This window comes from Curtobacterium sp. MCBD17_008, assembly GCF_003234475.1.
Lineage (GTDB): Bacteria > Actinomycetota > Actinomycetes > Actinomycetales > Microbacteriaceae > Curtobacterium.
Map to the genome: position 1 here is coordinate 25,570 of NZ_QKTK01000007.1, position 12,457 is coordinate 38,026.

Genomic DNA, 12,457 nt, shown 5'->3' on the forward strand with positions numbered 1-12,457 from the left:
GGCAGATGCGCTGATTCCGCTTCGAGCAGCCACTTCCCCTTGCCATCGAAACACCGTCTCACCGGGGCTTCTTCGTGTGGGCCCTGCCGGGATCGAACCGACGACATCCACGGTGTAAACGTGGCGCTCTACCAGCTGAGCTAAAGGCCCTCGCGCGCCGCTGCCGGCGCACCCCACATCCTACGGGTGCGCCGAGAACCGTGCCGCGCCGCTGACTACGCTCGCGCTCATGCACCGCCGCTCCCCCGCCGTCGTCACCGCCACCGTGCTCGTGACCCTGCTCGGCACCCTGCTCGCCGGCTGCTCGGTGCCCGGCTCCGACACGAGCACGACGGCGCCCCCGTGGCCGCGCCCGACGGACCTGGAGCACCGCGCCGACGAGGCCGGGCTGAAGGACGTCTGGGGCGAACGGCTGGCCGAACACGTTCACAGCCATCTGTCGATCACGGACGGCGACACCCCGGTCGTCGTGCCCGGGAACGTCGGCCACTCGGCGTCCGAGCACTTCGCCGCGCAGCTCCACACGCACGACAGGTCGGGCATCCTGCACGTGGAGTCGCCGACCCGCGAGACCTTCACCCTCGGGCAGTTCTTCGACGAGTGGGGCGTCTCCCTCGGTCCGGCTCACGTCGGCGGACTCCGAGGCGAGCTCACCGTGTGGGTGGACGGGGAACGCTTCCTCGGCAACCCCCGCTCGATCGCGTTGACGAACCGGCGCGAGATCGCCCTGGCCGTCACGACGATCGGCGAGGTCCCGCACCGTCCGGCACCGTTCGACTGGCCGCGGCAGTACCGCTGAGCGCGCGGCGCCCGCGCACGCCGCTGTCGGACCCAGCCGCGGTCTGGGAAGCTGGGGAGGAGGGGGTGGGAGCACCATGACGGATCCGTCCAGCACACCGGGACCGGACGCACCAGCGAGCGGGACACGTCGACGGTGGATCGTCGGCGTGGGGGCACTCGCGGTCGTCGTCGCAGCCGCGACGACCGCCTGGGCGCTCTCCGGCACCGGCCAGGAGGCCCGCCCCACGCCCGTCGCGGCCGCACCGTCCGCCACGCCCACCCCGACACCGTCACGGACGCCGCTGCCGGCCGTGCCCGCGCGCCCGTCGGACGCCGCCCTCGCCGCCCTGCCGCTCGCGTTCCACGACGCCGTGATCGGCGGGCTCCTCGACGGCTCTCAGGTGGACGCGGAGAACCACTGGACGACCGCGACCCCGAAGACCCCGCTCGTCCCCCTCTACGCCTCCCCCGACGCGGACGCCGCTCCCGTCGCCACGCTGTCGTCCTCGGTGTCCACGCTGGACACCCCGACGGTCACCGCCGTCTGGGACCGCGCGCCCGGACAGGACGGCGGCATGGTGCTCGTCTCGACGCCCTCGCGGAACCGGACACCGGGCGACGGCGGGGTCGCCACCGCCCCGAGTGCGACGTTCGCGTGGGCCCGCGCCGCGGACTTCACCCTGACCGGCATCGACCGCGTCGTACGTGTGGACAACCAGGCGTCGACCATCGCGATCGTCCGTCGCGACGGCTCGGTGCAGACGAGCGAGGCCGCGCGCCTCGGCACCCCGCAGGACCCGACGCCGACGGACACGAAGACGTACATGGAGGCGAACTACGTCGACCCGCAGGTGACGTACACGCAGGGGCACCCGATCTCGCTGACCGGCGCGCACTCCGCGACGCTCGCCGGCTACGGCGGGAACGCCGCCCTCACCGCCCTGCACTACTACCCGGACCCGAACGGGTCGTCGCACGGGTGCGTCCGCATCTCGGCGCCGATGACCGAGGCCCTGGCCGGGCTGCCGATCGGGACGCCGATCGAGTTCAGCTGAGCAGCTCCCGGACGACTGCGTCCGGCCGCTCCACGTGCGCGAAGTGCCCGCAGTCCTCGAGCAGCACGGTCCGCACGTCCGGCAGCGCCCGCCGCAACCGGTCGAGGTCGTCGGTCCGGGCGAACACGTCCTGCCGCCCGGCGACCGCCACCACCGGACACCGCACGGCGGACCAGCGACGGGTGTCGTAGTGTGCCGCGGAGCGGGCTGCGCCGAGGAACCCGGCCGGCCGGAACTCCTCGACGAAGGCGTCGAGGACGCTGCGGTCGAGTCGGCGCACGGCCGCGAACACGGGTGCCGCGAGGAGCGGGAGCAGCCCGACCCGGGCGAACGCCCGCAGGACGGTGTGCGCGGACCCGCGGGTCACGGCGAGCCCGGCGCGCAACAGGGTGAACGCCGGCAGGGACCGCAGCGCCCGCACGGGGTGTCGCGATGCCGCCGCGGTCGCGAACGTCGTCCCCGAGACGAGCCCGAGGGACCGCACCCGAGCGGGTCGGTCGACGGCGAGGTGCAGGCCGACGAAGGCCCCCATCGAGTGCCCGACCACGTCGACGTGGTCGAGGCCGAGCGCGTCGAGCACCGCGACGAGCACCCGGGCGGAGTCGTCCACGTCGAGCGGGACCTCCGGCGGGGGCGACGCCCCCCACCCGGGCAGGTCGACGAACACGAGGCCGCGGCCCGGCAGCCCGTCCGCTGCCGCCAGGAGCGGCGTCCACGTCGACCACGACCCGGCGACACCGTGCAGGAACAGCAGCGGCCGCACACCGCGGCGGTGGTGGACGACGGCCGGCCCGGCGTCCGTCGCGATCGTCGTCGTGGTCAGCCCCCAGCGGGCCGGGTCGTCGACCACGGGGTACGGCGCGTAGCGGCCGTCCGGGACCCCGCCGACCTGCGGGGCCGAGCCGGTGTCGGTGGCGGTCACCGTGCCTCCAGTCCGGTGCGCTCGGGCACCGTCAGGGGTTCGGAGCAGACCGTGCCGGGGAGGGCAGGTGGGCGTCCGTCAGCGGGGGCGCAGCGGCCGGGAGGCCCGGGTCAGCTGACCGGGACCGGCGCGGAGCACGCGGCGAGGCGGTCCAGGGCGGCCCGGTACTCGGTCACGTCGCGGGCGACGCCCGGCTCGGTGATGATCGACGCCTTGATGCGGCCCTGCACGTCGATCACGAAGGTCGCGCGGGTGGCGAAGCCCTTCTTCTCGAGGAAGACGCCGTACTCCTTGGACACGGCACCGTGCGGCCAGAAGTCGGCGAGCAGCTCGAAGTCGTAGCCGTTCGCCTGGGCGAAGGACCGGAGCGTCGCCTTCGAGTCGACCGAGATGCCGATCAGTTCGATGCGCTGGTCCTGGAACATCGCGATGTTGTCCTGCAGCGTGCAGAGCTCGTCGGTGCAGGTGGACGAGAACGCGAGCGGGAAGAAGACGAGGGCGACCGGGCGGTGGCCGCGGTGGTCGCTGAGTCGGACGTGCTCACCGAACTGGTTCGGGAGCTCGAAGTCCGGCGCGAGTGAGCCGATCTCCAGTGCCATCGTGGTGGTGCTTCTCTCCCCGGGCGTTGGGTGTGCCCGTCGGTTCCACGCATCCACCGGTCGCGGACGCACGGTCGGCCATGCTACGCCGACGGCCCGCGAACGCAAGTGCCGTCCGGACCGCGTCGTCATCAGCATCGCCGTCGGTGCGTGGGCCTAGAGTGGACGCGGCCCGTCCCCGGTCGTGATCCGACCACCGACGGCTCGACATGTCCACCACCACGAGAACGAACGAGGTCAACGGTGACGGTGAACGACCAGGACCCGCGCAGCACCGCAGGGCAGGACCAGGACCCGGAGGAGACCGCCGAGTGGCGTGAGTCCCTCGACGGTCTCGTCGCGACGCACGGGCACCAGCGGGCCCGCGAGATCATGCAGAGCCTGCTGAAGCGCTCGAACGAGCTGCACCTCGGCGTGCCGATGGTCCCGACGACGGACTACGTCAACACGATCGCCCCCGAGGACGAGCCGACGTTCCCCGGCGACGAGGAACTCGAGCGCCGCTACCGCCGCTGGATCCGCTGGAACGCGGCCATCACGGTGCACCGCGCGCAGCGTCCCGGCATCGCCGTCGGCGGCCACATCTCGACGTACGCGTCGAGCGCCGCCATGTACGAGGTCGGCTACAACCACTTCTTCCGCGCGCAGGACCACCCGTCCGGCGGGGACCAGGTCTTCTTCCAGGGCCACGCCTCCCCCGGCATGTATGCGCGTGCCTACATGGAAGGCCGCCTGAGCGAGGACCAGCTCGACGGCTTCCGCCAGGAGAAGTCGCACGCCGGCGGTGGGCTCTCCTCGTACCCGCACCCGCGCCTGATGCCGCACTTCTGGCAGTTCCCGACCGTGTCGATGGGCATCGGCCCGATCAACGCGATCTACCAGGCGCAGCAGGCCAAGTACCTGTCGAACCGCGGCATCAAGGACGCCTCCGAGCAGCAGGTCTGGGCCTTCCTCGGCGACGGCGAGATGGACGAGGTCGAGTCCCGCGGCCAACTCCAGGTCGCGGCGAACGACGGCCTCGACAACCTGAACTTCGTCATCAACTGCAACCTCCAGCGCCTCGACGGCCCGGTGCGCGGCAACGGCAAGATCATCCAGGAGCTCGAGGCGTTCTTCCGCGGCGCGGGCTGGAACGTCATCAAGGTCGTCTGGGGCCGCGAGTGGGACGACCTGCTCGCCCGCGACACCGAGGGTGCGCTCCTCAACCTGATGAACGCGACGCCGGACGGCGACTACCAGACGTACAAGGCCGAGAACGGTGCCTACGTCCGCGAGAACTTCTTCGGGCGCGACCCGAAGGCGCTCGAGCTCGTCAAGGACTACACCGACGACCAGATCTGGAACCTCAAGCGCGGCGGCCACGACTACCGCAAGGTCTACGCGGCGTTCAAGGCGGCGACCGAGCACAAGGGCCAGCCGACCGTCATCCTCGCGAAGACGGTCAAGGGCTACGGCCTCGGCCCGAGCTTCGAGGGCCGCAACGCGACCCACCAGATGAAGAAGCTCACGCTCGACAACCTCAAGCAGTTCCGCGACGAGATGCGCATCCCGATCTCGGACGCGCAACTCGAGGAGAACCCCTACACGCCGCCGTACTACCACCCGGGCAACGACGACGAGGCGATCCAGTACATGCACGAGCGCCGCCGTGAGCTCGGTGGCTACGTGCCGGAACGTCGGTCGAAGTACACGCAGGTCAACCTGCCCGACGAGTCGAAGTACCAGATCGTCAAGAAGGGCTCCGGCAAGCAGGAGGTCGCCACGACGATGGCGTTCGCCCGTCTGCTGAAGGACCTGCTCCGCTCGCCCGACTTCGGCAACCGCGTCGTCCCGATCATCCCGGACGAGGCCCGCACGTTCGGCATGGACGCGTACTTCCCGACGGCGAAGATCTACAACCCGAACGGGCAGCACTACACGTCCGTCGACCGCGAGCTCCTCCTGGCGTACAAGGAGAGCCCGCAGGGCCAGATCATCCACGTCGGCATCAACGAGGCGGGCGCCCTCGCGGCGTTCACCGCCGTCGGCACCTCGTACTCGACGCAGGGCGAGCCGCTCATCCCGGTCTACGTCTTCTACTCGCAGTTCGGGTTCCAGCGCACCGGCGACGCCATCTGGGCCGCCGGCGACCAGATGACCCGCGGGTTCATGATCGGCGCAACCGCCGGTCGCACCACGTTGACCGGTGAGGGCCTGCAGCACGCGGACGGACACTCGCCGCTGCTGGCCGCGACGAACCCGGCCGTCGTCTCGTACGACCCCGCCTACGGCTACGAGATCGGGCACATCGTCCGTACGGGCCTCGAGCGGATGTACGGGACGAACGAGGACGGGACGCCGTCGCACGACGACCCGAACGTCATGTACTACCTGACGGTCTACAACGAGCCGCTCGTGCAGCCGGCCGAGCCGGAGGGCGTCGACGTCGAGGGCATCGTCAAGGGCATGTACCTGCTCAAGCCGAGCGAGCACGACGGCCCGAAGGCCCAGCTGCTCGCGTCCGGTGTCGCCGTGCCGTGGATCCTCGAGGCACAGCAGCTCCTGGCCGAGGACTGGGGCGTGTCCGCCGACGTCTGGAGTGTCACGAGCTGGGGCGAGTTGTACCGCGACGGTGTGGACGCCGAGCAGCACGCGTTCCTCAACCCGAACGAACAGCCCCGCACCCCGTACGTCACCGAGCGCCTGCGCGTGACCGAGGGCCCGGTCGTCGCGGTGAGCGACTTCATGCACGCCGTGCAGGAGCAGATCCGTCCGTTCGTCCCGTCCGACTACGCCACGCTCGGCGCCGACGGCTTCGGCTTCTCGGACACCCGTCCGGCAGCGCGCCGCTTCTTCCACATCGACGGCCCGTCGGTCGTCGTGCGGACGCTGCAGCAGCTGGTCCGCCAGGGCAAGCTCGACGCGTCGGTCCTGCAGCAGGCGATCGACAAGTACCGCCTGCACGACGTGACGGCCGGCACGACCGGCAGCGCGGGCGGCGAGAGCTGATCTCCGCGTGACCACACCCCGCACCGCCACCGCCGCGGGCCGGGAGGACGACCGGCAACGGGCGCTCTCCTGGCTCCGGCAGGTGTCGGGCGAACTCTCGACCGCGACGATCAAGCGGCTTGAGGACACCCTGCCCTGGTACAGCGAGATGCCCCCGGGCCGTCGCTCGGCCGTCGGCATGGTGGCCCAGGCCGGCATCACGTCGTTCATCTCGTGGCTCGAGGGCAGCGCCTCCACCCCGTGGATCGCCGCCGCCGACGTCTTCGGCTCGGCTCCGCGTGAACTCCTGCGCTCGGTGAGCCTGCAGCAGACCCTGCAGCTCATCCGTGTCGTGGTGACCGTGGTCGAGGAGCGCGCCGCCGACGACGAGATGCTGCAGGAGGCGATCCTCAAGTACTCGCGCGACATCGCGTTCGCGGCGGCCGACGTCTACGCCCGTGCGGCGGAGGCCCGCGGGCTGTGGGACGCCCGGCTCGAGGCCCTCGTCGTCGACTCGATCCTGTCGGGCGAGTACGACGACGAGCTGCCGTCGCGCATCGCCGCCCTCGGCTGGCACGGGCACGGCGAGGTCGCGGTCCTGGTCGGGACGGCGCCGAAGCAGCTCGAGGTCGACCAGGTCCGCCGGACGGCCCGCCACCAGGACGCCGACGTGCTCATCGGCGTGCAGGGCTCGCGGCTCGTGGTCGTCATCGGACGGGCGACCCCGCGCGACGACGTGCCCGAGGGCGAGGAACCCGTGTCGTTCATGTCGATCGCGCAGGAGCTCGAACCGCTGTTCGGCGAGGGCCACCTCGTGCTCGGCAACGAGGTCCCCGGGGTCGTCGACGCCTCGACCAGCGCGAAGGCCGCCCTGGCCGGGTTCGCCGTGGCCCGGGCTTGGCGGGGCGCACCGCGACCGGCCCTCGCCGACGACCTGCTGCCGGAACGTGCGCTCGCGGGCGACCCCCTCGCCCGCTCGGCCCTGGTGCAGCGGATCTACACGCCGCTCAAGGACCAGTCCACCGAGCTCCTGCAGACCCTGTGGTGCTACCTCGACACCGGTCGGTCGCTCGAGGCGACGGCGCGTGAACTCTTCGTGCACCCGAACACCGTCCGCTACCGCCTCCGCCGGGTCGCGGACATCATCGGGTGGGACGCCACGCACGCGCGGGACGCCCTCATCGTGCAGTCCGCGCTCATCCTCGGCGCGATGTCCGAAGCGGCGTCCACGCGCCGTCGCCCCACGCGCCGCTGACGACCCCACTGGGTGGGGTTCCTACAAGGCATCCCGGCAATCCGTGTGGGGAGTCCACACGTGCCCGACGGTGACCGCCCGGCATCATTGAGCGGTGATCGTCGTCGTCGCGCCCGGACAGGGCTCCCAGACCCCCGGCTTCCTCGCCCCCTGGCTCGAGGACGCCGCCGTCCGTGACCGCGTCGGGCAGTGGTCCGACGCGATCGGCGTGGACCTCGCCGAACACGGGACGAACTCCGACGCGGACACCATCAAGGACACCGCCCTCGCGCAGCCGCTCATCGTCGCCGCCGGGCTCGTCACGGCCGACGCCCTGCTGGCCGACGACCGCCGCGCCCTCGTCGGTGGCGTCGCCGGGCACTCGGTCGGCGAGTTCACCGCCGCCGCCGTCGCCGGGGTCCTCACCCCGACCGACGCCGTGTCGCTCGTCGCCGAGCGGGGCCGGGCGATGGCCGACGCCGCCGCACTCGAGCCGACCTCGATGGCCGCGGTCCTCGGCGGCGACGCCGACGAGCTCGCCGCCCTGCTCGACTCCCTCGGGCTGACGGCCGCGAACCACAACGGCGGCGGGCAGACCGTCGTCGCCGGTCCGGCGGACGCGATCGCCCGCCTCGCGGAACAGCCGCCCGCGAAGGCCCGCGTCGTCCCCCTCGCCGTCGCCGGCGCCTTCCACACGCGCTTCATGGCGCCGGCCGTCGACCGGGTCGCACCCGTCGCCGCGGCCGCGACCGTGCAGGACCCGACCCTCCCGCTCTGGACGAACGCCGACGGGTCGCAGGTCCGGGACGGTCGCCGCTTCGTCGACCTCATGGTCCGGCAGATCGCCAACCCGGTGCACTGGGACGCCGTCATGACCTCCTTCCAGCAGGCCGGCGTCACCGGCATCATCGAGCTCGCACCGGCCGGGGCCCTGGTCGGCCTCGCCAAGCGCGGTCTCCGCGGCACGCCGACGGTCGCGATCAAGACCCCGGACGACCTGCCCGCCGCCGTCGAGCTGCTGCAGAGCGCCGCCGACGAGTCCACGGAGGCAGCCCAGTCCACGGAGGCCGCCCGATGACCGACGCCAGCACCACCGCCGTCGAGACGGACGCCACCGGCGGGACGGACGCGACCACGGGCCTCCAGGCCGGCGACCGACCGGTCCTGTCCCAGCGACGCGGCCACGAGTTCACCCGCATCCTCGCCTTCGGAGCCGCGCGCGGCGAGAACGTCGTCCCGAACGACGACCTCGTCGGTCCGATCGACTCCTCCGACGAGTGGATCCGCCAGCGCACCGGCATCGTGACCCGCATGCGCGCCGGCCGCGACGTCGAAGCAGTCGACCTCGCGGAGGCCGCCGCGCGCGAGGCGATCGAGAAGGCCGGGCTCACCCCGGACCAGATCGGCGTCGTGCTCGTCGCGACCGTCACCCACACGGTGGCGACGCCGTCGATGGCGTCCCTGCTCGCCGAGCGGATCGGTGCTGCACCGGCCGCCGCGTACGACATCAGCGCCGCGTGTGCCGGATACGCGTACGGGATCGCGCAGGCGGACTCGTTCATCAAGTCCGGCATCGCCGACCACGTGCTCGTCATCGGCGCCGAGAAGCTCAGCGACGTCGTCGACCCGACCGACCGCTCCATCTCGTTCCTCCTCGGGGACGGGGCGGGCGCGGCCGTCGTCGGTCCGAGCGACACCGCCGGCATCGGGCCGAGCATCTGGGGCTCCGACGGCTCGAAGTGGGACGCGATCGGCATGACCGCGACCTACAACGAGTGGGCGGCGGGAGCCCCCCGCCCGACGATGCGCCAGGCCGGGCAGACCGTGTTCCGCTGGGCCGTCTGGGAGATGGTCAAGGTCGCACGCCAGGCGCTCGAGGCCGCCGGTGTCCGCGCCGACCAGCTCGCGGCGTTCGTGCCGCACCAGGCGAACATCCGGATCATCGACGAGTTCGCCAAGCAGCTCGGGATCCCGGACACCGTCGCCATCGCCCGTGACATCACCACGACGGGCAACACCTCGGCCGCGAGCATCCCGCTCGCCACGCACCGCCTGCTCTCCGAGCACCCGGAACTGTCGGGCGGTCTCGCCCTGCAGATCGGCTTCGGCGCCGGACTCGTGTTCGGCGCGCAGGTGGTCGTCCTCCCCTAGTCCCCTCGCGCCTCCGGGCGCGGGCAGTGCCCGTGCCCTAGGCTGTCCCACGGTCAAACGACACCCCCCTCAAGGAGAACACTCATGGCCCTGTCCAACGAAGAAGTCCTCGCCGGCCTGGCCGAGCTGATCAACGACGAGACCGGTATCGCCACCGACACCGTCGCCGCTGACAAGTCGTTCACCGACGACCTGGACATCGACTCCATCTCGATGATGACCATCGTCGTGAACGCCGAAGAGAAGTTCGACGTCAAGATCCCCGACGAAGAGGTCAAGAACCTCAAGACCGTCGGCGACGCCGTCGACTTCATCGTCAAGGCCCAGGCCTGAAACGAGCTTCCTGAGCGCCGCGGGCCGCTGACCCTCGAGTCGTGGCCCGCGGCGCTCGTCTTGTCCCTCGCAGAAAGAACCGTCGTCCATGACCAAGAGAACCGTCGTCGTCACCGGGATCGGTGCGATCAGTCCCCTCGCTGCGACCGCCAAGGAATCCTGGGCGGCCCTGCTCGCCGGCGAGTCCGGCATCACCCGCATCGAGGACACGCGCTACGCCGAGCTCGAGCTCCCCGTGGAGTTCGCCGGTCAGGCGCGTCGATTCGTCACCGACCAGCTCACCCGCCCGGAGGCGAAGCGTCTCGACCCGTCCTCGCAGCTGTCGCTCATCGCGGCTCGTGAAGCCTGGGCCGACGCCGGCATCGACGCCGAGTCCGTCGTCCCCGAGCGCCTCATCGTCGACTGGGCGACCGGCATCGGCGGCGTCAACACGCTGCTCGATGCGTGGGACACCCTGCGGGAGCGCGGTCCCCGACGCGTCCTGCCCATGACCGTCCCGATGCTCATGGCGAACGGCCCGGCCGCCGCCATCGAGATGGAGTTCGGCGCCCGTGGTGGCGCCCGCACCTACCTCTCCGCCTGCGCCTCCTCCACGGAGTCCCTGGCCGAGGCATATCGCCACGTCGCCTTCGGTGACGCCGACATCGTCATCGCCGGTGGTGCCGAGGCCGCGCTGCACCCGCTGCCGCTCGCGGCGTTCGCCGCGATGCAGGCGCTCTCGCGTCGGAACGACTCCCCCGCGACCGCGTCACGTCCGTACGACGTCACCCGTGACGGCTTCGTGCTCGCCGACGGCGCCGCCGCGCTCATCCTCGAGACGAAGGAGCACGCCGAGGCCCGCGGCGCGCACATCTACGCCGAGGTCGCCGGTTCCGGCATCACGTCCGACGCCTTCCACATCACCGCTCCGGACCCCGAGGGCTCCGCCGCCGCTCGCGCGCTCATCATGGCGCTCGAGCACGCGGACGCCAGCCGTTCGGACGTCGCGCACGTCAACGCCCACGCGACGTCGACCCCGGTCGGCGACGTGGCCGAGTACCACGCGATGCGTCGGGTCTTCGGTGACCACCTCGACCAGGTCGTCGTGTCCGCCACGAAGGCGTCGACCGGGCACCTGCTCGGCGGCGCCGGCGCGATCGAGGCGGTCTTCACCGTCCTCGCGCTCGAGAACCGTCTCGCACCGCCGACGATCAACCTCACCCAGCAGGACCCGGAGATCGTGATGGACGTCGCGACCGCTCCGCGGGAGCTGCCGGCGGGCGACCTGCTCGTGGTGAGCAACTCGTTCGGCTTCGGTGGGCACAACGCCGTGGTCGCGTTCCGCTCGGTCTGATCCGCCGTCGGCCTGGAGGCCCGTCCCGCGTCGCGGGGCGGGCCTCCGTCGTCCTGCGTGCGCGGCCGGTCGGCGCGCTCCCGGGACCCCTCCGCGGTCGCACGACGTGCCGCTCACGTCCGCCCAGGTCCAACGATGTGCGGCTCTCGACGCGCGAAGTCCGCGGATCCCGGAACCTGGACGTCTGCGCCCGGGCGCGCCGCGCCTCCCGGCTGCCCGTCGGCCCCCCCGCTGCCCGAGGTCGCCCGCGGTCGCCCGCGGTCGCACGACGTGCCGCTCACGTCCGTCGTGGTTCCGGAAAGTGCTGCTCTCGGCGCGCGAGATGGGCGAACTCCGGAACCGCGACGCAGGGGCCCGCGCGCGTCGGACCCCGGCCCCGCGACGCAGACGACGGCGCCGCCTCGGCAGAGGCGACGCCGTCGATCGGAGGAAGCAGGCCCGGGATTACCCCACGCGGTGGAGCCAGACGACCGGGTTGCCCTCGGCCGCGTGCCGGAAGGGCTCGAGCTCGTCGTCCCATGCCTGACCGAGCGCGAGTCGCAGTTCGCGGTGCAGGTCGAGGGCGTTGCTGCCGGCGACTTCCATGGCGTAGCGGACCCGGTCCTCGGGGACGACCATGTTGCCGGTGACGTCGGTCTGCGCGTAGAAGACGCCGAGGTCCGGCGTGTGCATCCACCGGCCGCCGTCGGAATGGGCGGTGGCGTCCTCGGTGACCTCGAACCGCAGGTGCTCCCAACCGCGCAGGGCGGAGGCGATCGCCGCGCCGGACCCGACGGGGCCGGACCAGGTGAACTCGGTGCGACGTGAGCCGTCGAGCGCGGGCTGGTCGAGCCACGAGAAGTTCACGGCGCGGTTCATCGCGCGACCTGCCGCCCATTCGACGTGCGGGCAGAGCGCGCGTGGTGAGGAGTGCACGTAGAGCACTCCTGACGTTGTCCCAGTCACGATTCCTCCGATCGTCAGGTGCGACTTCCCCATCGACCTGGACTGCGGAGGACCCGTTCGGGACCATCGGTATGCGATTGTGATGTCCCGCAGGACACGCTCATCATGCCAGCTGCCGACCGGGAACGGCAAGCACCC

The 12,457-nt window shown here is 71.8% G+C and carries 11 protein-coding genes and 1 tRNA gene; 8 read left to right on the forward strand and 4 right to left on the reverse strand.

Features of this window, described 5'->3' with window-relative positions:
• Positions 1 to 77: 77 nt before the first annotated feature.
• A tRNA-Val gene (locus DEI95_RS08280) sits at positions 78 to 150 on the reverse strand.
• 79 nt (positions 151 to 229) lie between these two features.
• On the opposite strand from DEI95_RS08280, the gene DEI95_RS08285 reads away from it, so the two are divergent.
• Both DEI95_RS08285 and DEI95_RS08290 read left to right on the forward strand, forming a co-directional pair.
• Positions 230 to 799, forward strand: coding sequence for a hypothetical protein (locus tag DEI95_RS08285; RefSeq protein ID WP_111059964.1), 570 nt, complete (start codon positions 230 to 232; stop codon positions 797 to 799).
• Positions 800 to 947: 148 nt separating this feature from the next.
• On the forward strand, positions 948 to 1,835 hold the full coding sequence (locus tag DEI95_RS08290; protein WP_111059965.1) for a L,D-transpeptidase: 888 nt from the start codon (positions 948 to 950) through the stop codon (positions 1,833 to 1,835).
• Here DEI95_RS08290 and DEI95_RS08295 read toward each other — a convergent pair.
• Both DEI95_RS08295 and DEI95_RS08300 read right to left on the reverse strand, forming a co-directional pair.
• A complete protein-coding gene (locus DEI95_RS08295; protein ID WP_181436248.1) occupies positions 1,828 to 2,757 on the reverse strand; it encodes an alpha/beta fold hydrolase in 930 nt (309 codons plus the stop codon). The genes DEI95_RS08290 and DEI95_RS08295 overlap by 8 nt on opposite strands.
• Positions 2,758 to 2,867: 110 nt before the next feature.
• Positions 2,868 to 3,356, reverse strand: coding sequence for a peroxiredoxin (locus DEI95_RS08300; RefSeq protein WP_110825343.1), 489 nt, complete (start codon positions 3,354 to 3,356; stop codon positions 2,868 to 2,870).
• A gap of 243 nt (positions 3,357 to 3,599) precedes the next feature.
• Here DEI95_RS08300 and aceE point away from each other — a divergent pair, with 243 nt between their 5' ends.
• The 6 genes from aceE (at position 3,600) to DEI95_RS08330 (ending at position 11,374) form a co-directional block, all read left to right on the forward strand.
• Entirely contained in the window at positions 3,600 to 6,344 is a 2,745-nt protein-coding gene (aceE, locus tag DEI95_RS08305; RefSeq protein ID WP_111059967.1) for a pyruvate dehydrogenase (acetyl-transferring), homodimeric type, read from the forward strand.
• Positions 6,345 to 6,351: 7 nt separating this feature from the next.
• Positions 6,352 to 7,578 (forward strand): CdaR family transcriptional regulator, encoded by a 1,227-nt coding sequence (locus DEI95_RS08310; protein ID WP_110825341.1) that lies wholly within the window; start codon positions 6,352 to 6,354, stop codon positions 7,576 to 7,578.
• A gap of 94 nt (positions 7,579 to 7,672) precedes the next feature.
• Entirely contained in the window at positions 7,673 to 8,635 is a 963-nt protein-coding gene (locus DEI95_RS08315; protein WP_110889656.1) for an ACP S-malonyltransferase, read from the forward strand.
• Positions 8,632 to 9,708, forward strand: coding sequence for a beta-ketoacyl-ACP synthase III (locus DEI95_RS08320; RefSeq protein ID WP_110889655.1), 1,077 nt, complete (start codon positions 8,632 to 8,634; stop codon positions 9,706 to 9,708). Before DEI95_RS08315 ends, DEI95_RS08320 begins: the two co-directional genes overlap by 4 nt.
• 84 nt (positions 9,709 to 9,792) lie before the next feature.
• A complete protein-coding gene (locus tag DEI95_RS08325) occupies positions 9,793 to 10,041 on the forward strand; it encodes an acyl carrier protein (RefSeq protein WP_058741348.1) in 249 nt (82 codons plus the stop codon).
• Between the two features lie 88 nt (positions 10,042 to 10,129).
• The gene (locus DEI95_RS08330) at positions 10,130 to 11,374 is read left to right on the forward strand and encodes a beta-ketoacyl synthase (RefSeq protein ID WP_111059968.1); all 1,245 of its coding nucleotides are present in this window, start codon (positions 10,130 to 10,132) and stop codon (positions 11,372 to 11,374) included.
• A 444-nt stretch (positions 11,375 to 11,818) separates the two neighbouring features.
• On the opposite strand, the gene DEI95_RS08335 is transcribed toward DEI95_RS08330, so the two are convergent.
• Positions 11,819 to 12,352: a DUF3145 domain-containing protein gene (locus tag DEI95_RS08335; protein WP_110825338.1), complete on the reverse strand. Its 534-nt coding sequence runs from the start codon at positions 12,350 to 12,352 to the stop codon at positions 11,819 to 11,821.
• Positions 12,353 to 12,457 lie beyond the last annotated feature (105 nt).

Excerpts from the sequence above, each read along its gene's own strand:
- DEI95_RS08325 (WP_058741348.1), top strand. The coding sequence starts at position 9,793 with ATGGCCCTGTCCAACGAAGAAGTCCTCGCCGGCCTGGCCGAGCTGATC.
- DEI95_RS08285 (WP_111059964.1), top strand. The coding sequence starts at position 230 with ATGCACCGCCGCTCCCCCGCCGTCGTCACCGCCACCGTGCTCGTGACC.
- DEI95_RS08335 (WP_110825338.1), bottom strand. The coding sequence starts at position 12,352 with ATGGGGAAGTCGCACCTGACGATCGGAGGAATCGTGACTGGGACAACG.
- DEI95_RS08300 (WP_110825343.1), bottom strand. The coding sequence starts at position 3,356 with ATGGCACTGGAGATCGGCTCACTCGCGCCGGACTTCGAGCTCCCGAAC.
- DEI95_RS08330 (WP_111059968.1), top strand. The coding sequence starts at position 10,130 with ATGACCAAGAGAACCGTCGTCGTCACCGGGATCGGTGCGATCAGTCCC.
- DEI95_RS08320 (WP_110889655.1), top strand. The coding sequence starts at position 8,632 with ATGACCGACGCCAGCACCACCGCCGTCGAGACGGACGCCACCGGCGGG.